At 51.0% G+C, this 23,415-nt stretch carries 36 protein-coding genes, 1 tRNA gene and 3 pseudogenes; 36 read left to right on the forward strand and 4 right to left on the reverse strand.

The window, feature by feature from the left end; genetic code table 11:
* From AU509_RS12120 to AU509_RS12135, 4 genes and pseudogenes are all read right to left on the reverse strand, one after another.
* A pseudogene (locus tag AU509_RS12120) lies at positions 1-286 on the reverse strand (hypothetical protein); the annotation flags it as partial.
* A gap of 191 nt (positions 287-477) precedes the next feature.
* The gene (locus AU509_RS12125) at positions 478-816 is read right to left on the reverse strand and encodes a transcriptional antitermination N peptide (RefSeq protein WP_094118440.1); all 339 of its coding nucleotides are present in this window, start codon (positions 814-816) and stop codon (positions 478-480) included.
* A 510-nt stretch (positions 817-1,326) separates the two neighbouring features.
* Positions 1,327-2,271 carry a hypothetical protein gene (locus AU509_RS12130; RefSeq protein ID WP_094118441.1) on the reverse strand — a complete coding sequence of 315 codons (945 nt, stop codon included), beginning with the start codon at positions 2,269-2,271 and terminating at the stop codon, positions 1,327-1,329.
* A gap of 163 nt (positions 2,272-2,434) precedes the next feature.
* Positions 2,435-3,145, reverse strand: coding sequence for a LexA family protein (locus AU509_RS12135; RefSeq protein WP_094118442.1), 711 nt, complete (start codon positions 3,143-3,145; stop codon positions 2,435-2,437).
* Positions 3,146-3,251: 106 nt separating this feature from the next.
* Between AU509_RS12135 and AU509_RS12140 the strand changes: the two genes are divergently transcribed.
* The 36 genes and pseudogenes from AU509_RS12140 to AU509_RS12320 all read left to right on the forward strand — a co-directional run bounded on the left by AU509_RS12140 (position 3,252) and on the right by AU509_RS12320 (position 23,399).
* The gene (locus AU509_RS12140) at positions 3,252-3,449 is read left to right on the forward strand and encodes a Cro/CI family transcriptional regulator (protein WP_094118443.1); all 198 of its coding nucleotides are present in this window, start codon (positions 3,252-3,254) and stop codon (positions 3,447-3,449) included.
* Positions 3,450-3,563: 114 nt separating this feature from the next.
* A complete protein-coding gene (locus AU509_RS12145; protein ID WP_094118444.1) occupies positions 3,564-3,842 on the forward strand; it encodes a CII family transcriptional regulator in 279 nt (92 codons plus the stop codon).
* Between the two features lie 32 nt (positions 3,843-3,874).
* The gene (locus AU509_RS12150) at positions 3,875-4,582 is read left to right on the forward strand and encodes a GIY-YIG nuclease family protein (protein WP_094118445.1); all 708 of its coding nucleotides are present in this window, start codon (positions 3,875-3,877) and stop codon (positions 4,580-4,582) included.
* A gap of 12 nt (positions 4,583-4,594) precedes the next feature.
* A pseudogene (locus AU509_RS19105) lies at positions 4,595-5,322 on the forward strand (helix-turn-helix domain-containing protein).
* Positions 5,319-6,035 (forward strand): replication protein P, encoded by a 717-nt coding sequence (locus AU509_RS12165; RefSeq protein WP_094118446.1) that lies wholly within the window; start codon positions 5,319-5,321, stop codon positions 6,033-6,035. The pseudogene AU509_RS19105 and the gene AU509_RS12165 overlap by 4 nt, the downstream one beginning before the upstream one ends.
* On the forward strand, positions 6,025-6,168 hold the full coding sequence (locus AU509_RS18180) for a hypothetical protein (protein WP_162896361.1): 144 nt from the start codon (positions 6,025-6,027) through the stop codon (positions 6,166-6,168). Before AU509_RS12165 ends, AU509_RS18180 begins: the two co-directional genes overlap by 11 nt.
* A complete protein-coding gene (locus AU509_RS12170) occupies positions 6,158-6,409 on the forward strand; it encodes a hypothetical protein (protein ID WP_094118447.1) in 252 nt (83 codons plus the stop codon). The genes AU509_RS18180 and AU509_RS12170 overlap by 11 nt, the downstream gene beginning before the upstream one ends.
* Positions 6,406-6,624 carry a hypothetical protein gene (locus AU509_RS12175; protein ID WP_094118448.1) on the forward strand — a complete coding sequence of 73 codons (219 nt, stop codon included), beginning with the start codon at positions 6,406-6,408 and terminating at the stop codon, positions 6,622-6,624. Before AU509_RS12170 ends, AU509_RS12175 begins: the two co-directional genes overlap by 4 nt.
* A gap of 3 nt (positions 6,625-6,627) precedes the next feature.
* Entirely contained in the window at positions 6,628-6,801 is a 174-nt protein-coding gene (locus AU509_RS19110; RefSeq protein ID WP_094118449.1) for a DUF551 domain-containing protein, read from the forward strand.
* A 76-nt stretch (positions 6,802-6,877) separates the two neighbouring features.
* Positions 6,878-7,177, forward strand: a complete 300-nt coding sequence (locus AU509_RS12185; RefSeq protein WP_094118450.1) for a hypothetical protein — start codon at positions 6,878-6,880, stop codon at positions 7,175-7,177.
* Between the two features lie 178 nt (positions 7,178-7,355).
* A complete protein-coding gene (locus AU509_RS12195; RefSeq protein ID WP_094118452.1) occupies positions 7,356-7,628 on the forward strand; it encodes a hypothetical protein in 273 nt (90 codons plus the stop codon).
* A gap of 3 nt (positions 7,629-7,631) precedes the next feature.
* Positions 7,632-7,829 carry a hypothetical protein gene (locus AU509_RS12200; protein ID WP_094118453.1) on the forward strand — a complete coding sequence of 66 codons (198 nt, stop codon included), beginning with the start codon at positions 7,632-7,634 and terminating at the stop codon, positions 7,827-7,829.
* Positions 7,826-8,275, forward strand: coding sequence for a recombination protein NinB (locus tag AU509_RS12205; RefSeq protein WP_094118454.1), 450 nt, complete (start codon positions 7,826-7,828; stop codon positions 8,273-8,275). Before AU509_RS12200 ends, AU509_RS12205 begins: the two co-directional genes overlap by 4 nt.
* A gap of 575 nt (positions 8,276-8,850) precedes the next feature.
* The gene (locus tag AU509_RS12215; RefSeq protein WP_094118456.1) at positions 8,851-9,450 is read left to right on the forward strand and encodes a recombination protein NinG; all 600 of its coding nucleotides are present in this window, start codon (positions 8,851-8,853) and stop codon (positions 9,448-9,450) included.
* On the forward strand, positions 9,447-9,863 hold the full coding sequence (locus tag AU509_RS12220) for an HNH endonuclease (RefSeq protein WP_094118457.1): 417 nt from the start codon (positions 9,447-9,449) through the stop codon (positions 9,861-9,863). Before AU509_RS12215 ends, AU509_RS12220 begins: the two co-directional genes overlap by 4 nt.
* A complete protein-coding gene (locus AU509_RS18185; protein ID WP_162896362.1) occupies positions 9,860-10,000 on the forward strand; it encodes a hypothetical protein in 141 nt (46 codons plus the stop codon). The genes AU509_RS12220 and AU509_RS18185 overlap by 4 nt, the downstream gene beginning before the upstream one ends.
* A 106-nt stretch (positions 10,001-10,106) precedes the next feature.
* Entirely contained in the window at positions 10,107-10,916 is an 810-nt protein-coding gene (locus AU509_RS12225; RefSeq protein WP_094118458.1) for an antitermination protein, read from the forward strand.
* A gap of 159 nt (positions 10,917-11,075) precedes the next feature.
* A tRNA-Ile gene (locus AU509_RS12230) sits at positions 11,076-11,153 on the forward strand.
* 154 nt (positions 11,154-11,307) lie between these two features.
* Complete coding sequence (locus AU509_RS12235) at positions 11,308-11,637, forward strand: phage holin, lambda family (RefSeq protein ID WP_100053526.1); 330 nt, start codon at positions 11,308-11,310, stop codon at positions 11,635-11,637.
* On the forward strand, positions 11,624-12,061 hold the full coding sequence (locus AU509_RS12240) for a lysozyme (RefSeq protein WP_094118460.1): 438 nt from the start codon (positions 11,624-11,626) through the stop codon (positions 12,059-12,061). Before AU509_RS12235 ends, AU509_RS12240 begins: the two co-directional genes overlap by 14 nt.
* Positions 12,062-12,089: 28 nt before the next feature.
* A complete protein-coding gene (locus AU509_RS17845) occupies positions 12,090-12,539 on the forward strand; it encodes a lysis protein (RefSeq protein ID WP_100053525.1) in 450 nt (149 codons plus the stop codon).
* A complete protein-coding gene (locus AU509_RS12250) occupies positions 12,536-12,685 on the forward strand; it encodes a DUF1378 family protein (protein ID WP_094118462.1) in 150 nt (49 codons plus the stop codon). Before AU509_RS17845 ends, AU509_RS12250 begins: the two co-directional genes overlap by 4 nt.
* Positions 12,686-12,743: 58 nt before the next feature.
* Positions 12,744-12,896, forward strand: a complete 153-nt coding sequence (locus AU509_RS18190; RefSeq protein WP_162896363.1) for a hypothetical protein — start codon at positions 12,744-12,746, stop codon at positions 12,894-12,896.
* A 189-nt stretch (positions 12,897-13,085) separates the two neighbouring features.
* Positions 13,086-13,790 (forward strand): phage antirepressor KilAC domain-containing protein, encoded by a 705-nt coding sequence (locus tag AU509_RS12255; RefSeq protein WP_094118463.1) that lies wholly within the window; start codon positions 13,086-13,088, stop codon positions 13,788-13,790.
* A gap of 354 nt (positions 13,791-14,144) precedes the next feature.
* Positions 14,145-14,750, forward strand: a complete 606-nt coding sequence (locus AU509_RS12260) for a hypothetical protein (protein WP_094118464.1) — start codon at positions 14,145-14,147, stop codon at positions 14,748-14,750.
* A complete protein-coding gene (locus AU509_RS12265) occupies positions 14,750-16,222 on the forward strand; it encodes a terminase (RefSeq protein ID WP_094118465.1) in 1,473 nt (490 codons plus the stop codon). The genes AU509_RS12260 and AU509_RS12265 overlap by 1 nt, the downstream gene beginning before the upstream one ends.
* 10 nt (positions 16,223-16,232) lie before the next feature.
* Positions 16,233-17,669 (forward strand): DUF1073 domain-containing protein, encoded by a 1,437-nt coding sequence (locus AU509_RS12270; protein WP_094118466.1) that lies wholly within the window; start codon positions 16,233-16,235, stop codon positions 17,667-17,669.
* Between the two features lie 37 nt (positions 17,670-17,706).
* On the forward strand, positions 17,707-18,591 hold the full coding sequence (locus AU509_RS12275) for a phage minor head protein (protein ID WP_100053527.1): 885 nt from the start codon (positions 17,707-17,709) through the stop codon (positions 18,589-18,591).
* 22 nt (positions 18,592-18,613) lie between these two features.
* A complete protein-coding gene (locus AU509_RS12280; protein WP_094118468.1) occupies positions 18,614-20,023 on the forward strand; it encodes a DUF2213 domain-containing protein in 1,410 nt (469 codons plus the stop codon).
* A gap of 6 nt (positions 20,024-20,029) precedes the next feature.
* The gene (locus tag AU509_RS12285; protein ID WP_094118469.1) at positions 20,030-20,467 is read left to right on the forward strand and encodes a hypothetical protein; all 438 of its coding nucleotides are present in this window, start codon (positions 20,030-20,032) and stop codon (positions 20,465-20,467) included.
* 9 nt (positions 20,468-20,476) lie between these two features.
* Positions 20,477-21,554: pseudogene (locus AU509_RS12290) on the forward strand (major capsid protein).
* A gap of 8 nt (positions 21,555-21,562) precedes the next feature.
* The gene (locus tag AU509_RS12295; RefSeq protein WP_094118470.1) at positions 21,563-21,778 is read left to right on the forward strand and encodes a hypothetical protein; all 216 of its coding nucleotides are present in this window, start codon (positions 21,563-21,565) and stop codon (positions 21,776-21,778) included.
* A complete protein-coding gene (locus AU509_RS12300; RefSeq protein ID WP_094118471.1) occupies positions 21,759-22,130 on the forward strand; it encodes a DUF7370 family protein in 372 nt (123 codons plus the stop codon). The genes AU509_RS12295 and AU509_RS12300 overlap by 20 nt, the downstream gene beginning before the upstream one ends.
* Before the next feature lie 168 nt (positions 22,131-22,298).
* Positions 22,299-22,649, forward strand: coding sequence for a hypothetical protein (locus AU509_RS12310; protein WP_094118473.1), 351 nt, complete (start codon positions 22,299-22,301; stop codon positions 22,647-22,649).
* Between the two features lies 1 nt (position 22,650).
* Positions 22,651-23,019 carry a hypothetical protein gene (locus tag AU509_RS12315; protein ID WP_094118474.1) on the forward strand — a complete coding sequence of 123 codons (369 nt, stop codon included), beginning with the start codon at positions 22,651-22,653 and terminating at the stop codon, positions 23,017-23,019.
* Complete coding sequence (locus AU509_RS12320; protein ID WP_094118475.1) at positions 23,016-23,399, forward strand: phage tail termination protein; 384 nt, start codon at positions 23,016-23,018, stop codon at positions 23,397-23,399. Before AU509_RS12315 ends, AU509_RS12320 begins: the two co-directional genes overlap by 4 nt.
* The last annotated feature ends 16 nt before the right edge of the window (positions 23,400-23,415 follow it).

Genomic DNA, 23,415 nt, shown 5'->3' on the forward strand with positions numbered 1-23,415 from the left:
GCCCACACCATTCACTAATGGATTCAACCGTTGGCATATCCATGTTGTTCAGGGTCTCGATCATCTTGTTGCCAGCAGATGCTTCAGCCTGGGGCAGTTCTGGAGTTCCAAAAAATGACTGGTACATTTTTTCAGTAAGCCAGCCCGCATCTTCAAATCGATTATCGTTAAGCAACCCCTGGTGGATATCCGCATAGTCGCCACCTTCTGGAAATTTATTCAAAAACCAGCGATATCCATCAATGCATGCTTCCCAATTTTTTACCTGCTCTTTGGTGATTTTCATGTTTATTCCTGAAATTTAGGCGTAAAAAAAGCCGCATATAGCGGCGTGGTTTCCCGGTGTTGGCGACAATTCGCCGTTAATTCATTCGAATATCAGCTCCCACAGATAGAACGCTGTGGCGGTGATTACTGACAGCCCAGCGAGGACCGCCATAGCTAGAAGAATTTCCATAACAGCCCTCGCTAGGTTGATTAGATTAGTGGGATGGATTTCCCTTTGAACTTCTGCGTTCCGCGACAGGTGATGTTCTCGCATTTGCGATGGCCGGCAGCGTAGATAGCGACGTTAGGCAGACACTGTCCGGCGGATGGCTGAACCTTCTCAGTGCGAGCTGGCTTCATCTTGCCTTCGATGGTGCCGATCGCCTTATCAACGCGGCCTTGCGCCGGTTTGCACTCTGCGCCAAACACCGCATCAATGATCCCGCACAATGAGTCACGTTCGATTGCGGCTTCCCGGCGGCGCGCCTGACGACGTGTCTTGGCGTTACCGCGTGGTGATACTGATTTGCTGTAGATAATCGTTGCCATGATTTCCCCCTCAGATGGTTTTGGTGGTGTGGTGTAGCGGCTGGCATTGCCTAATTCGCTGTACCTGGTGTTGGCGTCACCACACCCCAAAAACATCTTGGTAATTTCGCGCTTTGTCAGCGCATCAGATTCTTAATGAGCATCCCGTTGCCGGGAGCGGCTGGTTGTTTCGTTTGCCGCGTCGCTGTTTCGTTGCGATGAATAAACAATACCGCAAGTATTAATCATGATCAATACCGCAAGTAATAAAAATATTACCGATAGTATTAATTTGGTGATTTCTAAGGGAATTTAATTTTTGCGGCGGGCTTGGGTTGCGAATGCGTGTAGGGGAGGGCGGGTGGTTAACGATGTCATCACTGGTCAACGGTTAACCAAGCGTGACATCGTTAACCTAAATATTGGATCGCCGACAGGATCAGGCTACATGCGGGTTTGCAGAGGATTTATAGCGAAAATTGTACGTGCGGTGGATCACCAAAAAACCCGGCGTGGCCGGGTTGGATGAAATTAGGGCTTAGAAATTTGAAGTGGCTTGAAGGCTTCGATTAATTTTTGTGCATCGTCTTTACCGCCCGCAAGTAAATTTGCCTTTTTGAGTATATATGGAGGGAACTTTGTAGGGAGATACTCGTGCCTAAACCACCTTCTAAACTCCGGTAGAGATGAGTTCGGATAAGCATTGATAATCTGAGGATTTGATTTTGCTTGGGCAAAATCATCTGGGTAAAAATGCTCACAATCTGTGGCATCCCCAAATTTGGAGCTAAGAGAATTTTTTTTCCAAAAATTTGCCCAGCATGAGCCTACGCTTCCGTCAGGTACGGTATGCGCGTTTACTAATAACCCTGCTTGTATCAAGTCTACCATCATACCTGATATTTCATTGAAAATTATGTAGAATCCGTCAGGAACAGATCCCATTTCTTTCAAAATTGAAACGCGATCATGATAATGTTTCCAGGGGTCTTCTGGTTTATATTTCAGTGCCTCATAAATATATTCTTTGAGGCCTTTCTTCGCTAATTCTCTATAAGATCTTAGGGCTGTTTCCGATTCTGCCTGCTTCGACTCGAATGCGTAATATTCAATGATAGCCATGCATACAACGTCAGGATATGCATGATTCTCTGTTCCTTTTTTCATCACTGGGATAAAAAGCTTAGGTTCTGCAAAACCTTCCCTTAGAAGGTAAGAACCAATAAACGTCATTTTCCCTTTTTTAAAAATTCCAGACTCAACAGAATCATACCATTCGTCTGTTATTTCTTTGATTCTAAGGCGTTGAACACCACAAACTGTAGCCAGCCCACTCTGTGTTAGATACGGTATTCCATTGTCTAGGACTCCCATTTCAACGCCATGGATTACACCTTCTTGCTTTATATCTAGGTCTAAAGGGATGGTGTGATTAGAGGGCGATCTCTGCGACTTCTTTTTTTCTGGTAACGACATGATAATTAATCCTTTATAGGGGGTTCCCCCTCATATTCCCTAGCAAACATATTACGACCCGATCTATTGTCAGGTTCGCGCTGTGTGTAAATAATCGGCAACTGCTGAAAAAAATTAGGCCGCATTTCTGCGACCTGTTTCTGTCAATGTATCCACGTTTTTACTAAACAAACCGCATCTTCGACTCGACGGCCACGCCGATTATCTTGCAGTTGCCGTTTATCGGAACGATAGGCCAGTTTGGGTTCAGGCCTTTCAGGTAGCGATGTCCACCTTCGATCACCAGTTTCTTAAACGTAGCTTCGTTGACGTCAGACATCTTGGCGACAACTAGGCTGCCGTTCACCGCTTCGCGGCCCGTGTCGAACAACACATAGCTCCCCTGCGGGACGCTGACACCTGTGGGCGCCGTCATAGAATCACCCTCGACCAAAAGCCAGAAAGCTTTACCTTGAATATGCGCGTCAGACTCAAGCCACGTCGATATCTCATGGAGGGTGTAGGGTTCGATAGCCTCCGCCCATGCTCCGGCCTGTATGCTGCTTATGACGGGGTATTTGGGGGATTCTTTATGCCGTCCTGCGTAAGTAAAGTTTTTTTCTATAGACCCTGCGTACTGCGCTGCATCTTTCGCAAGTGACGGGCTGAACTCTGCTATTGAAGCCTTGAGAGCGTTAGCGAATGCTGATGCAACAGCAACGTTTAAAGCGTTCCGTCCATTCAAGTAATGACCCACCGCCCCCTGAGTTATATCAAGAGCATCAGCAATCGTCTGTTGGGTGACGCCCAACTCACGCTTTTTTGCCTCATACAAAGACTTTAAGCGCTTAGCGTCATCGATCTGTTCTTGTGAAAGCTTCTTTTTCTTTTCCATGACCTGATTGTAATACCTGAGTTATTTAAATATGAAATACCGCAAGTATTGATATAAATAATACTCGTGGTATTATTGTCGTATGCGTAATCACATGGAGCAGAAGATGGAAAAGATTCCATTAGCTGATTACGTCAGGGAGAACGGGCAAGCCAAAGCGGCTAGCGAAATAGGCGTTCACCAGACGGCAATCAGCAAGGCAGTTCGCGTTGGCCGGAAAATCTTCATTACCAGAACTCCGGATGGAAAGGTTGAAGCAGAAGAACATCGACCTTTCCCAAGTAACAAGCATTTAGCCGTATAGCACCACCGCTCTTTACCAATTTGCACCGCCGTCAACGCGGAACACTACACAAGCGACAGCATCGGCTGATCGCTCAATTAACAATGCAATATTTAACTAGGGAAATTATCAAGTATGGAAAGTGCAACTCAAAGCAAAAACGCGAGACGTATCGAATCCGCGCTGCTTAACAAATTAGCTCTCATGGGCCAGAAAGCTTTTGCTGCTGCAATGGGGGTTCCTGAGTACCAAGTAAGCCGCTGGAAGAACGGTTTCTTCAGCCAAGTGAGCCTGATGTTGTCCGTGCTGAATTACGGCATTGATGACGATGAGATGGCGGAATTAGCCAAGCGGCTGGTGGGGTATCTCGAAAATGAAAAAACGCCGAGCTGCGGTAACAGCTTCGACGCTTAACGGAATTACTGGATCAATTCACAGGAGAGATTATGCACCTAGAACCCATTGAAAGGCAACCTGACGTATTACAAGAGATGCCAATGCCGGCCAATTTTCGCATGGCGGGATGGGTGTATGTGCTTAGCAACGAATTCATGCCGGGTATCTACAAAGTAGGAATGACGACAACTAGCCCTGAAACAAGGGCTAAGGAGCTTTCATCTGCAACGGGTGTTCCTTTTCCGTTCGTAATCGAAGCTGCTTTCCACTGTGAGGACCCTGCATCTTCTGAGCGAGCCATACACGAAGCTCTTAAGGATTGCAGGGTCAGCCAATCTAGGGAGTTTTTCCAATATGACCTTGAAGGCCTAATTGATGAATGTAGGCAGCACTGTGATGCCAAGGTTGGAGATGAAGTTCAGATTTTAGCAATGGACTACGACGTCATCTCTTTTGAAAGCCTGAAAGGCCTTGATTTGAATGATCTCTTTGAAGATATCGGAATCAATATTTTTGGTGACAAGTTGGCTGTAGCCGAACGTCTAATCAGGTTCGGTGCTGAATTCATAATCAACAGCTTGAACACCAAAAACATCTCTGCTGTTTTTTTCGAGAATAAAGCTTATGCCGTCGAAAATGCCGAAGCTGCATTTGTCAGACGGCATGAAGAAGAACTTAGGGAATGGGAAGAACAGCAAATCGCAGCAGGAATATACGGCCCTCAGCAACCCCCGATTGACGAGCCATTACCTTTCTAATCCGGACTAATTATGAGCATGAATTTGATGGCCAAAGCCATGAACATCAGAGTTGGCAACCCATTGAGGAAGCTTGTGCTGATCAAGTTGGCTGATAACGCCAATGATAAGGGTGAATGCTGGCCTCTTACCAGCATATTGCTGATCAGTGCGAAATAGGACGATCAACGGTAAAAAGCCACATAAGAGCACTTGAAACATTAGGGCTCTTGCGAAGGGAGTTCCGCAGGAATGGAGAATTAAACCAATCAAATCTTTTTTATCTCACGCTAGACAATTCTTGCATAAAACGAGTTTCCGAGGGTGGGGCAGGAGCTGCCCTAGGGCATGAGTTGCCCGAGGGTGGGGCAGGAGCTGCCCTAGGGGGTGGGGCAGGAGCTGCCCCCAGAACCAGTCACTCTTTTGAACCAGTCATAGAACCTAAACAAACACCAGTCGCATCCGCTCCTTCTGATAAGTCAGTTCAATCTTCAAAATATTCTTTTGAAGGTAAAGTCGTGAAGTTAAATCACGATGACTTTCACAAATGGGCGACTCTCTACTCCAGCATTGATTTGGTGTATGAACTGCAAAAACTAGACATTGAGTTCAGCCGTGAAAAACCTAAAAACTGGTTCGTTACGGCAAGTCAGAAATTGAGCTACCAAAATAAACAAGCGATTAATCGCGGCATAAGACCCGGATCTGTAAAACAATCTCCACACTGGAACAGCCCTGAATCGTGGGAGGAATTCCTATGAGTAAACGCCTGATGTCGGTTATCCAGAATCGCGATGGCAAGTCCCTCGCAGCGATGTACAGCGGTCATCCAGCCAACGTCCAGAACATCGTCAATCCAGAGGCTGAGAAGCTGGTTGACGCGTTATTTCGCCAGTTGAGGCAAGTATTCCCCGCGGCTGGGAATACCAATCTACGAACCGAGGCTGATGAAAGCGCGGCTAAAAAGCAGTGGATAGCCGCATTCGCTGAGAACGGAATCCGAAGCAGAGAACAGCTTTCGGCAGGAATGCAGTACGCCCGAGCCAATTCATCACCGTTCTGGCCGTCTCCTGGGCAGTTCATCGAGTGGTGCCGCCAGGGTGAGGTTAGCAAGTACGGATTACCGGGTTCTGACGAGCTCTACCTGATGGTCATGAAATACAGCGCAGAACGGGGATATTACGAAAGCCCGGAAAGATATCCGTGGCCCAGTAACGCCTGCTGGCTGATGGTCACCAAGCTCTACTCGCAAATGCGGTCGTTCAACCTCACGGAATCAGAGCTGAGAAAACGATGTGAACGCGAGTTGAAAGATATGGCTCGCCGCGCGGCAAGAGGTGAAACGTTCCCGGCGCCAGTGGCTCAGATACCGAAGCTGCATATCCCGGTGAGCGGCGAGAAGGGGTTAGACAAGATCGCAGAGATTCGACGCAAGCTGAAAATTGGTAAAGCAGGAGCACAACATGACAGTTGATTTTAATCAGGCAGAGATTTCAGTCCTTCTCGAAGCAATCGAAGGGGCGCTTAGCGAAGGTTGGGCAGACGATGAGCTGGAGTCAGCATTCGAAAAGCTGAAAGAAGCTGAGGAGCAGGATGATGAGCGATAAAACCATTTACGTAACCAAGTACGCCCTGACGAAAGGTCCGTTCGAGGTAGAGGCTGAAGTTCGCGATGATGGTAAAAGTGCATATTGGCGTGATAATTATCATACGAATTCCGCATACGGCAAGGAGTTCTACGCCACCAAAGAGTCAGCCATTGCCGACTGCGAACGTAGACGCAAAGAAAGGCTGGCGTCACTCAAGAAGCAGATCGCCAAGCTGGAGAAGATGGAGTTTAAGTTATGAGCAAAATGAATTTTGAGCAGCGGGAAATCCGGCGTGCAATGACTGGGCGTAAGTACGTTTCTGACATAAATCACCCTGCAGAAATAGCTGTAACAGTTTTTGACGTAAGGAAAGCCGGCCGCGGTCTTTCCGTATTGTTCCATATCGGGCAAACGTCTGACTATCTTGGCCTACGCGAATTCCTGCGCCGCTACCCGCACATGATTGAGGATTGAGTTATGAGTGATTGGATTAAGTGCAGCGAGCGGATGCCTGCTGTGAGTGGTTATTACCATGTTATTTGGAATGGAAAACATATAAGCATGGCACCGTTCTTGTTTGGGTCGTTTCAGTGTATCGACCCAGAAAAAATAACCCACTGGATGCCACTCCCTGAGCCTCCAAAGGAATAAACCATGATCACAACCTACAGTACTGAACTAATCACGGGCCTGATAGCGATATCGGGCCTTATTTTTTGGAGCTGAAATGGAAAAACTATCAACAGCCCGACAAATCATCGAGCACACCGACTTTGCTGAATTCCCGGAGACGGTGACCCACGCGAGACTATGCGCCGCGTTTGCTCGACTGGATGGTCGGTCGATACCCAAGGCGTTGCGTGCTTTTGCTCAGGCGCGGGTAGAGCGCGTGAAAAATGCCGACCTTAAGCGATCGCTCAGGGAAATGAGCAAGAGCATGTTTCCAGAAGGTGACATCAGCCGGATCAAAGGCTGCATCAGCCGAATGGAAAGCTTCGTCGCCCGCGAATTGGGGGTGAGGAAATGACCTATTTTTTTATGGTTATGGTTTTGTCCAGCCAGTCTATGAATATGCAGATTGCACCAATGGAAAGCATGGAGCAGTGCCAAGCAGCAATCAAGGCGACTGAAGTTGCAAGTGATCAGCGATCGTGGAGTGAAACATCACCTCGGGTCAACAACATAAAATGCGTGGAGGTTGAACGATGAGCACAGAGCAGATGCGGGAAGAGTTTGAGCGTTGGGCAGAATTGGTTGGTGCGTTGCCATGGGGCCATATGAAAAAACAGCGAACGCCGAGCGGTGGCTATTCGGTTCAAGTGTACGGCTACATGTGGACAGCATGGAAGGCGAGTAGGTCTGAATTATTCGTTGAATTTCCGTCGCAAGAAAAATACGACGATCCGCTATCAGCACACGACGCAATTAACGACTGCAAAGACATTCTCAGCGCAGCCGGAATAACAGTGAAGGAGTGAGCTATGAATGAGCAAAATTCGCGAGTAAAAATCGCGCTTGATGCCTTGGGAAGAATGATGTGGCACCACGACGAGTGGGTAGAGATTGCCAGAAGGTATCGGTTTGTCCCTGGTGTAAAAGAAGCCAATCGGCAAGCCCTCCGTTGCAAAGCGCTGGGTTTGGTTTTTCACGACAGGATACTTAACAGAAGGCCGCTATGACTAAACAGGTTTACTTCCTCGTAGACCAGCCAAGAAAGCAGAACGCCATCCAGTATATCCAGCAGTTACCCACCGATCCGAAGAAACCCCTCACCATAACAATCCAAGAGAAGACCAGAAGCCTTGAGCAAAATGCTCGGCTCTGGGCAACCCTGCGCGACATCAGTGAGCAGGTGGTTTGGTATGGGCGAAAGATGGACTCGGAGAGCTGGAAGAATGTCTTTACTGCCGTACTGAAAAAGCAGGAGACGGTGCCGGGGTTAAATGGCGGTTTTGTAGTGCTGGGTCAGTCTACGCGCAAGATGAGCGTTCGTGAAATGAGTGACCTCATTGAGCTAATGAACGCATTTGGTGCCGAGCATGGCGTTCGGTGGAGCGAAGAATCCCGGCAGGCCATCGAATGGTCAATCCGCTGGGGAGAGCAGAACAAAGAGGTGAAAAAATGATACGAGACGAGGTGATCAAGACCCTGTCAGATAATGGAGAAATGACGGGGGCGCAGATTTGGAGCTACTGCAAACACTACGGGCATAGTTATCCGGGTGTGTATGGATGCATCAAACAAATGACGCAGGAAGGCGTGATTATTCGGTCTGGTGAGCAAGGTGGGTACACATACCGCATGGCGCCGCGAGTCGACACTGGCAGTCGCCGATTCGATACCCGCTCACACAATCCGCTGGTCCTCCTGTTCGACCGCCGCATCCGCGAGGTAAGGGGGATCCATGAAGTCTGCATGGCAGCGCATTGAGAACAACGCAATATTCGCCGTACCCCGCCGCAGAAATAAGCTGAAACGAACCCCAGCCGCCAATCAGGTAAAGACATTTGACTATGTCCACGGGCTGCTTACGCGCAAATTTGACCGATTACGGAGCCGGAAGTATGGAAGACCAACAAAACAATGAGGCCAAGTGCCAATGCTGCCGGCAGCCGATCCCCAGCACCTGCACCCATGTTTGCCCGAAATGTGCTGACGTGCTGATCGAGGGTGAGGTGGCGGAACGGATAAGGAGCGAGGATGGCGACTGAAAAGAAACGACCCCGACGGCGATGCAAGGTCTGCCGCGAGTGGTTCCACCCTCGATTCCCTAACGAGCAGTGGTGTAGCCCGGAACACGGCGCAAAATATGGATTAATGCTCAGGGAGAAAGAAAAGCTCAAGGCAGAGCAGCGAAGGCGAAAGGAAGCACAGCAGGAACGCAGAACAACAAAGATTCGAAAACTCGAAGTTCAACCCCTCAGTTATTTTCACAAGAAAGCCCAGCAAGCATTCAACCAGTTCATCCGGGAACGAGACATTGACCAGCCGTGTATCAGCTGCGGTCGATTCCATGACGGCCAATGGCACGCAGGACACTATCGCACCGTCGGCGCATCACCTGAGACCCGGTATGACGAAACCAACTGCCATCGGCAATGCGCCCCCTGCAATAACCACCTATCCGGAAATATCGAAAACTACACGCCGAACCTAATCGCCAAAATTGGCCAGGCTGCTTTCGATCGCCTGATGGGCCCGCATAAGCCGAAAAAATGGACGCGGGAAGAATTGCAGGAGTTGGCGGCGGAATACCGGAGAAAGACGAGAGAGCTCATTAAGCAACGGGAGGAGTCATGAAGCTCACCAAAAAACAGCGAAGCTTGTTGCGCATGAAATTCGGCGGGAATTGTGCGTACTGCGGATGTGAACTGCCTGAGAAGGGGTGGCACGCAGATCACGTCAAGCCTGTCTACCGTAAGCTGGAATTCGGCGAAAGACAGCCTAACGGTCAGAGAAAAATTGTAGCGACGGGCGATCATTGGGTGCCGGAGAATGACACCTTTGAAAACCTTGTTCCGGCATGCGCTCCCTGCAATCTGTTCAAATCGGTATTCGACATCGAGGAATTCAGGAACCAGATATCACTACAGGCCGGTAGGGCGCTTAAGACATCGGTAAATTTCAGAACGGCGGAGCGTTTCGGGTTAGTTCAGGTTATCGAAAAGCCGGTGGTGTTTTGGTTTGAAACGTACAGCCAGGAGGAGTTATGACCGCCTATGAAGAGCACACACTGAAGGAGCTGCGTCAAAAGGAGATTGATCAGGCCAAAGCGTTAAGCCTAACTCAGGAGCGCATCAGGGAGATCGTCAACCGGCACAATCTGAACAAACAGCGGGGTGATTCATGAAAGCGTGGATAGCGAATCTTCTCCGGCACTTCCGGCCCATTAATCCGGTAGTCCATCCGCCTCACGTTCAATCGTGGGACTGCAGCCCGAGGAAAAGGAGAAAGCAGTGAGACTCGAAAGCATCCCGAAGTACTTCTCTCCCAAATCTCCGAAACTCTCCGATCAGTCCCCAGCAACAGCAACAGAATCTCTATCAATCAGTGAAGTGATGGCCGCAATTGGTATGACACACCAAGCGGCCGGTGTTGGGCTGGATTTGTACTTGGCAAAGGTTGGCATATCTTCGCCGGATAAAGCAGTAGAAGGCTTGTTCGAAATCGCTAAGCGCCTGGCAGGGCGCCATAAAGCAATCTCACAACTTGAGGAGGATATTAAACTAAAGCTGCTGCAAGTCATCGCAACATTCGCGTATCAGGACTACTCGCGTAGCGCGGCCAGCGTTAAGCGATGCCCTGATTGCGATGGTGGCTTTGTCGACCTGGAAGTGTTCACCATGAAATCAGCAATGGGTAGGCACCCTGGCCCCGTCACGAAGATAATGCGGGTGGATTCACCCAAGGATATCTACAAGCATGCAAGTGTGCGCGAAGTGGTGCGTACGCAGTGCCAGACCTGTCTCGGGAAGGGGGTGATAAGCAACTCATGCCGGTGTCATGGAAAGGGCGTTGTGGTGGACAAGGAAAAGACAGAAGCCAACGGCGGCGCTCCGGTATTCAAAGAATGCCCTCGGTGTGCAGGGAAGGGGTACGCCAGATTGCCAGCAGAGAACGTCAGGCGGGCGATTTGCTCGGTGGCTATGGATTTGCCCGAGACAACATGGCGACGCACTTACAAGTCGTTCTATGAGCTGCTAGTAACGGAGTGCCACAAACAGGAGGCTGCGGCAGATATTGTTATCTCTAAAGTCACTAAGTAGAGAATTATTTTCTATGTGAAATTGATTTTGTAGAAGATAGTTATTTACAGGCTGGCGATAATTGGTTAGGATGCCACCAATGATGGGCGCTTTGTGAGTGTTCATTAGATAACTAGCCAAATTCGAAGCCTCGGCCACCCGCCGGGGCTTTTTGCGTTTGGGCTGTAAGCTCATTTGGTATGAGCAAGCCCCTCATAAGGGCGAGGCAGGCAGGTTCGAATCCTCCACGGCCCACCAACTTCAAGGCTGCGCGAATGCGTGGCCTTTTTTATTTAGCGACCAGGCAATCACTATCATGACTCCCCCTGTCAACTCTGGCCTGAGTCGCTAATCCCTAATCAACAACACACAGCGCCAACCAAGCAATTAGTCGGGAGGCGGAGCTATGCGTATGCAAAACAACGACTACGGCTTTTGGGCGGATATTGCCAACGGCCTGAAGAATTCATGGCCTCAGCTTTTTGGGGCCATCCTCGCCGTCCTCATCCGCTACGGGATGCTGATTTACAACGGAACGGAGAAGAAAAACGAATGGATTGAAGGGTTGGTGTGCGGGCTGTTGACGCTAGCTATCACAAACTCTCTCGATATGTTCGGCCTTCCCATCACTGTGTCGCCAGCGATTGGCGGTGCTGTCGGTTTTATCGGTGTTAAGAAGCTGAGCCAGATGGCGATCAATGCGTTCAATAAGCGATTTGGTGGTGGCGATGAAGATAAGTGATTCTGGTGTTTCATTCCTGAAAAAGGAAGAGGGCGAGCGCCTTGTCGGTTATTCCGATGTCCGAGGCATACCAACTATCGGGGTCGGTCATACGGGCACCGTTGATGGCAATCCTGTGACGGTTGGAATGAAGATCACGCAGAATCAGTCAACCAAGCTGCTGCTTGATGATCTGGCGTGGGTATCCACTGCTATAGATAAAAACGTCCGTGCTGAGCTTAACCAGAATCAGTACGACGCGCTCACCAGCTTAATATTCAACATTGGCGCAACTGCTTTTCGTTACTCAACAGCCCTGAAAAGGCTAAACGCAGGTGATTACACCGGCGCAGCAGATGCTTTCCTTATGTGGAAGCGAGCGGGTATCGACCCAGATCGATTGCTTGGCCGGAGACAGAGAGAGCGCGCTCTGTTCTTGTCATGAGTCGGGTTATTGCTGGTGGCGTCGCTTGATGTTCATTTTCCTTAGCCTTCTATCCATGCTTTCCCTTCACTTGTACGAAGAATATCAGGGAGAGAAATCGCGGGCTGAACGCGCTGAGCAATTAGCGGACGCAAAACAAAAAGCGATCGACACATTGCAGGAAAGGCAACGTGAAGTTGCATCCATTGACCAAAAGTACACGCAGGAGCTTGCAGATGCGAAACAGACTATTGCTGACCTGCAGCGCGATGTTGATTCCGGTGCTAAGCGGCTGCGCGTCAACGCAACCTGTCGTCGTGTGTCCAGCGCCACCCCCACCGCCGGCGTGGCTGATGAGCCCCGCGCCGAACTTACTCGAACCTCTGAGCGGAATTATTTCACCCTCAGAGAACGAATCGCTACAGCAGAAAAGCAAATAGCTGGGCTGCAGGGGTACATAAAAACCATCACCTCATCCTCAAATGGAGAAATCCGATGACTTTAATCGAAGCTGGCATGCTGTACTTCAGCACTGCGGTTGGCGTGCTTTACCTGGTGTCTGGCGGCTACAAGTCAATTAAGGCTTACGTCGAGAAGAAAATCGACGCAGCTGCCGCTGCTAAGGCGTCCACCAAAGCAGAGTAGGCATTGCAGCGGATATTCACCGAGTGTCCGCGATAATGCCCACTACAGGTAACGGATTATGATTCACGAAGAACAGACCATCACCATTGCAATTCTGGCGGAACAGCTGAGGGAGTTACTGGCGCTGCAGGGTCATGACATAAGCCCGGCGGCGAGCCGAGACCTCATTGAGCACGCAGTCACACAGGGCGTCATGCTGGCGATCGCCTAAACACCAAACCAAATATCGAGCCTCGGCATAGTCCGGGGCTTTTTTGTATCCGCATTTCACCGCGCATTCTCCGCGCAATCACCAAGGGCCTTTCGGGGTAGAGCTTGAGATAGGGCAGTGGTTATCGCTGACCGCTCTTGGGCTGCCTACATCTGGAGAACAGGCTCTACCACCAAAAGGTATCAGCGAATGGCATATCCAACAGTAAACAGCGAAGTCTCCATGACTAGCTTGGACTTTCTGAAAAGCATCATTAATCCAGCCCGCGCCGAGTACGGGGAGTCAGAAGTTGAAAATCGGCACTTCCTTTCTCGCGTTGAGGACGAAATTGATGATTTGGGGGTCGCGGAAACTTTTTACGTGACCACCGAACAGGGCGCCAGTCGCGCCGTAAAAGGCTACATGCTCAACATGGAGCAGATGACCTTAATCGGAATGCGGGAGTCAAAAGCCGTACGCCGTACTGTGCTGGCTAAATTGAAAGTGATGCATGGGCCTCAAATCCCGCAGTCTCTTCCCGAAGCGCTTCGCCTTGCCGCTGACCTTGCAGAACAGAAAGCGCAACTGGAGACCAAGCTAGCTATAGCGGCGCCAAAAGCTGAGTTCGTAGATAGCTACGTCGAGGCATCCGGCAGCATGGGTTTTCGTGAGGCGGCAAAGCTCCTTAAGGTTAAAGAGAATGATTTCCGAGCATTCCTGCAAGACAACGAGATCATGTATCGCCTGGCCGGAAAGCTAACCCCTTACGCACAGCACATTACTGCAGGACGGTTCGTGGTAAAGACCGGTGAGGCTGGCAATGGTCATGCATTCACTCAGGTGAAGTTCACGCCGAAGGGAATTCAATGGATTGCCGGACTTCTTGCTGTAGCGAATATGGATAATGCGGCGTAGCCAGCAAAAAATGCGCCACCGTAAAATTAATGAATTAGAGAGCCACTTTCACGACGGCTCTTAGCGATTCCCCAGGGGCCGTTCAGTCCCCGTCCTATGTGTTAGCGATGACACGCAAATTCCCCGTAGAGCGCACATAGCGAATCAAAAACTGGAATACGCCGAGTTTTACCAGCGATTTCGACTCACATGGCGGTCGGCCCGAACCGTGGCGGAAGAATCGGGCTTATTTTATGAAATTCTGCAAAGAGCATTCTATGAGTGCTTTTTACAGAACAAACATACTGAATCCTCGGGTGGCGGTATTGCCTTTCCCCGGGGATATATCAAACAAACCAGCAGGAAATATTATTTATGGCAATAAAACCCGACTGGGAGGCTATCGAATCGGCTTACCGGGCTGGTTTGTTGTCTATCCGCGAAATTGCATCACAGCACGGCATTACCCATGGCGCCATCAATAAGCGAGCAAAGCGAGATGGGTGGGAAAGAGACCTCAAGGCGAAGATTAAAGCAAAGGCTGATGCGCTGGTATCCAAACGAGAGGTATCCAGCAAGGTATCCACTGAAACGGCTACCAGCGAACGGATACTGATTGAGGCTAATGCTGAAGTCATTGCCACAGTCCGTATGGAACATCGCGGAGACATTCGCCGGGCAAGAAATCTCGCTAACTCACTGTTTGATGAGCTGGGTGCTCAATGTGGCGATGTGTCGGCACTCGAAAAGCTCGGCGATATCATGTTCGACCCTGACGACAATGGGCGCGATCGCCTCAATGAGCTTTATCACAAGGTCATTAGTCTGCCGGGGAGAGTTAAGTCGATGAAAGACCTCTCGGACACCTTGAAGACGCTTATTGGCCTTGAGCGCCAGGCTTACGACATCGACGGGCCGGAAGGCGACAACTCCGTTAAGAAACTATCTGACCTGATGGACTCCTTGTCTCAGGGGGCCTGATGAAACCTGAGCACCTCAAGCTACTGGCTGATAAAGACTGGCGGCTCAATAATCTCTATTGGATCACCGACAAAGAAGGTAAGCCGACGCGCTTCAGGATGACGCCAGAGCAGCGTGAGTACTTCGAAGGTATCCACACCCGCAATATCATTCTCAAAGCGCGTCAGCTCGGTTTCACGACTGAAGTGTGCATTATCCAGCTCGACGCGGCGCTGTTTGAATCTGCAAAGTGCGCGTTGATCGCCCACACACTGAATGATGCAAAGCGGCTGTTCCGCGAGAAAGTGAAGTTCGCCTTCGACAATCTTCCTGAAGAAATCAAAGCGGCCAACCCGGCCAGTAATGACTCTGCCGGGGAGTTGGTATTTAAAAAGGGCGGATCGCTATACGTCAGTACGTCATTCCGTGGCGGTACGCTGCGTTACCTGCACGTTTCCGAGTTCGGGAAGATATGCGCCAAGTATCCGGACAAGGCCCGTGAGATTGTCACTGGTGCGTTTGAGGCGGTATCAACCGGATGCTTTGCCACTATCGAGAGCACGGCAGAAGGGCGGGCTGGTTACTTCTTCGATTACTGCCAGACTGCCGAAAAGGCATTATTGCAGGGGAAAACGCTTTCCCCGCTGGACTGGAAGTTTTTCTTCTTCTCCTGGTGGAAGAATCCGCAGTACGCAATTGACCCGGTAGAGGCGTTACCGCAGCGCCTGATTGATTACTTCGATGAGATGGAAGCCAAGCACGGCGTCACCCTCGATGAGCGCCAGAAAGCGTGGTATTGCGCCAAAGAAAAGACTCTCGGCGATGACATGAAGCGTGAGTATCCAACGATACCCGCTGAAGCATTCCAGCAGTCAGTCGAGGGCGCTTACTACGCCAAACAGTTCCGCTGGCTCTACACCAATAATCGTATCGGTGAGCTACCGGACAACTCACATCTTCCCGTCCATACGTTTTGGGATATCGGCGTAGGTGATTCAACGGCCATTTGGTTTGTTCGTGAGGTAGGTGAAGAGTTTCACGTCATCGACTACTACGAGAACTCAGGCGAAGGTTTACGACACTACATGAAAGTGCTGAAAGACAGGGGTTATGAGTACGGCGAACATTGGGCGCCGCACGATATAGACAACCGGGAGTTTGCAGGCGATGGAAAAAGTCGCAAGCAAATAGCCGCCGAGGGGTTTGAAATCGATGGGATGAAATACTCCATCAGATTTAAGGTGGCCCCAAAGCTTGGGGTAGACACAGGCATTGATTCGGTGCGTGAAATTCTCCCTAAATGTGCTTTCGACAGCCACAAGTGCGAGCTTGGTATCTCACACCTAGAAGGTTATCGAAAAGAGTGGGACGACAAGCGCGGTTGCTGGAAAGACAAACCCCTTCATGACTTCACCTCTCACGGATCTGATGCATTCCGGTATTTCGCTGTATCCAAGAATAACCACAAATCTACAGGCGCAATCTTCTTCTGAGGGCTAATCAGTGAGTAATTCAAACAACGAGGTTTCATTCCTCGTCAATGCCGTTGCTGATTTAGTCGGACGGCAAAGAATGCTTTATGCCGGGCAGTTCAACGGCAACACGAAGCGAACCAAGTTATGGGACGAATTCGGTTATCCAGACTCGGTAGACTTCGGCATGCTCTACCGCGCTTACCGGCGCAACTCGGCGGCATACGCCGGGGTTCATAAGACGCTGGACTCATGCTGGGTTGACAAGCCAGTTATTATCGACGGTCCGGAAACATCCGAATCGAAAGCCACCAACGAATGGGAATCCACGGTAACGCGCTTGCTCAAGAAGCACTGGTCAAAAATTAAAGACGCCGATCGTCGGAACCTAATTGGTCGTTACTCAGCGTTGCTTCTGCAAATCAAAGATGGCCGTGACTGGGATCAGCCAGTTGATACCGCGTTAGTTAAGCGCCTGGGCGACAGCGCTCTGGTGAAGATGATACCGGCGTGGGAGTCTCAGATTAAGCCCGGCAACATCGACATCGATACTCATTCGCCTACTTACGGGCAGCCAGTAAACTATCAGTTCAATGAGCAGCCGGTGGGTAATGACGGAACGTACGGACACGTTCGCCATGTCACTGTGCATCCCGACCGCGTAATCATCCTGGCTGAGGGTTCAGAGGACGATAACATCCTGTCAGGAATCCCGCTCAACGAGGCCGGTTATAACGACCTGCTGGATATCGAAAAAGCGAAGGGTGGTAGTGCGGAAGGGTTCCTGAAGAACGCCAGTCGTCAGCTAGGCGTGTCGTTTGACTCAAGCACGGATATGACCACGATTGCTCAGCAGGCGGTTGCAGCTGGATATAAAGATCTAGGTGAGGCGATGAACGATAAAATCGCCAAACTAAATCAAGGCTCAGATTCGGCACTGGTGACCCAATCAGGTACCACATCTGTGCTTTCTGTAGCTGCCGCTGACCCCACCCCTACGTGGACGGTTTCAGCCAACAGCTACGCCTCAACCATCAGATGCCCGTTCAACATTTTGTTCGGTAAGCAGACAGGCAACCTCGCATCCACTGAGGATAAAAAAGCATGGGCCGCTACTTGCAACGAACGGCGTGCAGGTTTTCTTTCATGGTTGATTGGCGCTGTGACTGAGCGATGGTGGGCGGTAGGGATAATTGACCCGCCCAAGAGCGGAGAAATGTCGGTAGTTTGGTCTGACCTGCTAGCTCCTGGTGATAGCGAGAAGCTCGATAACATGAGCAAGATGGCCGACATCGCCTTGAAAACCCAGCAGGCCTATGGCACCCCAGCCGTTGATGCTAACGAGGTCCGCATGGCCGGTGAATTAGACCCGATTCAAGAACAGGACATCCCGGAGACGCCACATGTTGACCCTCTCACTGGAGAACAAACAACCGACAATCCGGACGCCGATAGTACCCAGGAATAAAACAGACCCGACCCAATCCTCTCGCGCCGTTGGCAAGATGCGCAAAGATATCCGTAACCGTTATTACCGGATTAAGCTGGCGTTGAAGCAGGTTATCGACCAGAGGATGACCGGCAGTGATTCCGCGATAAACAGTCAGTCCAGCTTCTCGTTACATGGCAATACTCTCTATCAGGTCAACGCCGGAGCGTACATCTACGACATGTCAGCCGCGCAGTTGGCAAGCCTGCTACAGATTGTTCAGACTATCCTTGATGACCACCTTTTGGACGGCGGTAGTAATAACCTGTGGGCGCTAGATTATGTCGCCGCTGAGTACAATCGGGGGACACTAGCAGCATTTACTAATTTATCAGTGCAATCACCCATCTACGCGTCGCAAACAACGCTGTCGGCTCTCCTGTCGTCTCCTGCATATCAGAATCAGGTTGCTGCTGCGTATGTATCGACCTACAGCGACTGGAAAGGCATATCCGACCGGGCGCGGGCAGATCTAGCTAACGTCATTGCTGATTCGATTGGCCGAGGCATCAACCCGAGAGAGACTGCAAAGATAATCAGTCGCCGCTTGGATGTTAGTCAGGCATCCGCCGAGAACATCGCGCAAACAGAGCAGGTCGGCGCGCTGCGCAAGGCTCAGTGGCTTGAAACGGATTGGGCAAAAGATAGGCTCGGCCTGAACACAGCCGTAATGTGGATATCTGCTCTCAAGCCCACAACACGCGCATGGCATGCATCTCGGCACGGGAGAACGTACCCCACTGAAGAGGTGGAGGCGTTCTACGCCGAACGCGGGAATCGCTATCGGTGCTACTGCTCTCAAATCCCCGTAGTTCTCGACTCCGCGGGTAAGGTCGTTAATCCCGGACTTGTTGAAAGACTCGAGTCAGAACGAAAGAGCTGGTTCCAGCAAGAGAATTAATCACCATCAACGAGGACACAGCATGAAGCGCAATCGCGTTAACGTGCTGACCGTCGTCAACTCCGCTTCAAACATCACCACTGAAACCATCGACGGCAAGCCACATATCGTGGTTCGCGGCATCACGCCTGTCGTAGATGACATCGTGATGAATCGGAAGTTGTACCCGGCAGCAGAAATTGGCAAGGCCTACAACACCCTTGAGCGCAACCCGATGCCTCTCGGCCACCCTAAAGTGGATGGCAAGCACGTATCAGCTCGGGATGTGCGGGCGGTGAACAACTACCACGTCGGTGCGTGGCTACAGAACGTCAATCACACCGACGGCAAGGTCACCGGCGACATGTACGTCGATCGCCAGTACGCAGAGTCTAGCGACAAGGGCAAGCGACTAATCAACCGTCTGGATGAAATGATTGCTGGTACCAATGCAGAGCCCATCCACATTTCGACCGGCCTCCTGTATTCCGGCATCGCGGCCAACGGTGAATCGAAGGGCAAAAAGTACAACGAAATCGCCACCAACATGATGTTTGACCATGTTGCGGTGCTTCTGGATGAGCCCGGCGCGGGAACCCCAGAAGAAGGCGTTGGTATTTTCGTTAATGCCGATGGTGACGAGCAAGAAATCGAGATTGCGAACCTGTCGGATGGCTACGACTGCACCCGCGAAGGCGCTCTGAATAAAGCCAAATTCTTTTTCACCAACGCTTCAAATTTCTCTTTCGATGATATTCAACGCGCCCTGAGCGACAAGCTCAGAGAAGGCCGCACTGATGACAATTGGCTGTGGCCTGAGTCTGTATGGCCCGACACCTTCATCTACCGAGACCAGTCCCGATATTTCAAGCAAAAGTACCTCATCGATGATGACGGCAAGGCTGTTTTTGTCGGCGAGCCACAAGAAGTCGTGCGCAAACCAACTGAGTACGAAGTTAAAACCAACGGAGAAACAGACCCGATGAAAGACCTGATCGTTAACGCGCTCAAAGCTGCCGGCAAACCGACTGATGGCAAAACCGATGCCGAGCTGATGGACGCATATAACCAGATGGCAGCAGAAAAGGCGGTTAAAAAAGACGAAACGCCTGAAGAGAAAGCCGCGCGTGAGAAGAAAGAGGCCGACGAAAAGGCGGCGAAGGATAAAGCAGCTAAAGACGCCGCAGCTAATGCAGAAGAGGTTCCGGCATGGGCCAAGTCTCTGGCTGAGCGCGTTGAGAGTGTTGTTAACAGCCTGAACGCCAACGCAGACAAAGAGAAGGGCGAAAAACGCGCTGCCGTTAAAGCCAAATTCGGACTTGATGACCTGGCGGTGAACGCGCTGGATGGCGCGGCACTGGATGGCCTCTTTGCTCAATGCGCTACTTCACGGGGTTTGAGCGGTGCGTTTAACCACTCAACCGAACAATCCATTTCTGAAATGCCGGAGTAATGACTGATGGCGATTAAAGACGGTAAACACGTAATTCACGCGGGCGGTATTTTCCCTAACCCGTTACTCAATCGCGAAGGCGCAGCGGCAGCGGCAACCACGCCAGGCACTGTTGGCCACTTCGTATCCGGCAAGTTCACCGCCTCCACCAAAGGCGATGATGACGCCGTTCTGTATGTGGCGAATATGGACTACTTGCGCTGCAAAAACGTAGATGAAGTCATCCCGGCCAATGAGCTGGTGGTCGGCATCCAACCTTTGCAAGGCATGTTTCTGAACGTCCGAGCAGCTGCTGGCACCTACACAAAAGGCATGGCGGTTGCCGTAGTCGACGGACAGATCACCCCAGTGACATCAGAAACTGCTACCCCGACCTTTGGCTACGTCGAAGAGTCATCCATCACCGCAGCCGCTGGCGACCTCGTCCGCATCGTGTTCAAGTAAGGAGACACAATGTTAGTTTTCTCTAAATCAATCGGTGAAAAGACCGGTAACCTGGCGGTAAATAGCTATCAGTTCGCGCAGCTGGCGCAAGAGCGTCAGGCGGCAGTCAACCACCAGGGCGTTAACGTGATGCAGGAAATTTCTGATCGCGTTAACACAGCAGCTCAGCTTAACGGCATCAACGCTGTGCGTTCCCCGGCAGACCTGTACAAAACCTTTGATCAGACCGTTCTGCGTCAGTTTGAGAACAAAGATGAATTCACTTTGCTGAACGACCTTACGCCGCTGTCTCGCTCTGTCCGCATCAATGCGACGGTCTACGAATACGCTAAGTCCGGCGGCAAAATGTGGGGGCACACCTCCATGAGCGGTCAGATCGGCGCGGCGCTGGATGCCACGGCTTACGATTACGACGGCACGATGGTTCCGGTGCATGACACTGGCTTCAAATTCAACTGGCGCGACCCCCGGTTGAACAACCCGGACGCATTTGACGTTATTGCCGATGCGCAGGCTGAATCTTCAGCTCAGGTTCGCCGCACCTACGTCGATTACATCTTCAACGGCTTCCGTGACGACAGCGGCAACTATGCGCAGTTTGACGGCAAAACGTGGAAGGGTATCAAGAACGACGAGCGCGTCGCTCAGGTCACATTGATCACCAACCTCGCCACCTCAACCGATCCGAAAGCAATCCGCGCACAGTTCATTGCGCTGCGTGACGTGGTTCGCGTGACCAACATGCAGTACGGCGACCAGACCTGGTATGTATCTCAAGAGATCATGTCAAATCTGGAGCAGGACTACAGCGACAACTACGCCGCGCCAACCCTGTACGAAAAACTGCTGAAGCTGTCCGGTATCTCGGCAATTAAGGTCGACTCTCAGCTGTCCGGAAACGAAGTGATCATCATCGCTGTCTGCTGGCGTAGTGGCTCCGATTGTCGGTCAGGCGTTCGGCACCGTTGCCGACCCGCGTCCGTTCTACAACAGTGATTACGTATGGCGCACATGGGGCGCTGCTGGTCTGATGGTTAAGACTGACATCGCCGGTCACTTCTCCGTTGTCCACGCTTCTGGCGAGTAAGGGGATATATGGCACTGGTAAAAGTTATCGCAAATAACCTATTCGCCGGTGCCAATTTCCAGAAGCTGGAGGTTGGTGGCCAGGTTGAGGTTTCAGACGATGTTGCCAACCGCTGGGTGAGTGCAGGGCTGGCCGAGCGAATTGGCAATGTTTCTTTCGAGGTGGCAACGCCATCAAAACGCGGAAGAAAAAAGCGGGGCGAAAATGGTGAAGATAGCGATTGATGACGTAAAGCCGATGATGGCTGAGCTGGGATTCACGCTGCCTGATGCTGTTCTGCTGCTTCTCATTGATCAAGCGAATGGCGTATCTGAATGTATGGACGGGGCGGGGTATTCAGACAGCCTAAAACAGCTGCTGCTTATCTACGCCGCTGTGCGGCTTGCCGCCCTGTCCGGCGCCAGAAAGATATCTTCTCAATCTGCCCCGTCTGGGGCTTCACGCTCCTTCGCTTACGATTCCTCCGGTACTGACTATCTCTACAAGCAGATTCAGGCATGGGACACGCACGGGTGCCTGTCTGGCCTGCCGCTGTCTAGTAAGTCGGTCGGCTTCTTCGACGTGGTAGGAGGGTGAAATGGAATGGATTTTACCTTCTGTGCGCACCCCGAAGCCTTATGTTCGTGTCTGGCTTGTAACTGACGCCGGCATCCAGACGACGGGGTACGTCAGTGGTGATGGTTCATGGGTGTTCCTGTGCAAGCGGGTAGCAGCCACCAACCCAACAGTAGCGAGGTGGAGAGAGTGAGCAGCGTCGCTAACTGGTCATATACCGCCAAGGCAACCATATGGAGAAAGCTGGAGGGGGCCAATGAGTATGGCGACCCAATGGGTTACTCCCCGCCAGAAGTGATCCTGTGTGATTACGAGGGTGGATTAAGCAAGCGAATAGGTAATATCGGCTCTGAGGTGGTAATCAAGAACACCGTATGGACTGAATATTCTGCCATTGGAGCAGGTGATTACGTTCTTATTGGTGAATCATCCGAACCTGACCCGATATCCGCTGGCGCTGATGAAGTGATGCAGGTTATCCGCTATTCCGACACCTTCGAGCGAACCGCTGATGATTGGGCGATCCTTACGGGAGTTTGATATGGGGATAAAGGTCAGAGGCGTTCGTGAAACCCATATGAGCGTCAACGAGTTCATCAGCGACGTTAGGGGAAAGAGGGCCATAAGAGCAGTTCAGGCTGCGATGTTAATCGGAGGGTCGCAGGCCGCGCTGTACACCCCGATCGACACCTCAACTTTGCTTAATTCCCAGTACCGCGAACTGGGCTTAAATGGAACAAGGATCACCGGGAGAATCGGTTATTCAGCCAATTACGCCGTCTATGTTCACGACCCTAACATTCCGCAGAATTTCCGCAGGGCCACCGCCCAGAAAGAATTCCTTAAGAAAGGTGTTGATGACGTGAAAGAGCAAATGGTTGCAGCAATCAAAAAGGAGCTGATGCCATGACCCCACCAATGCACACCAGGGTTAGAAATTACTTCCTTAATGCCGGGCTTGCTGATGGTTTTGTTGTCCAGCTTCTTATGTGGACAGACACGCCAAAGAAGAATGAAAGGATGATGGTTTTCCGTCCTAACGGAGGTACGTCAATCCGTAATGGGTTGGGTTCGCAACACTTCGTGATAGTTGATGTGATCGGCGCCAAGGGTGGCAATCCCGCCGTAGACGCCGCAGTGCAATCCATCATTGACTACGTCCAACAGAATCCAATGGCTGACGACTGTGTCGGCTACCTGGAAAACCTCGGAGGCATCCCCGCCCCCGTTCTCACCGAAGAAGGCCGGTTAGTTTACAGGCTCCAATTCGTCGCCACATTCGGCGACTAGTCAAAACACAGAGGAC

The organism is Lonsdalea britannica, from assembly GCF_002111595.1.
In the GTDB taxonomy this organism is placed as follows: domain Bacteria; phylum Pseudomonadota; class Gammaproteobacteria; order Enterobacterales; family Enterobacteriaceae; genus Lonsdalea; species Lonsdalea britannica.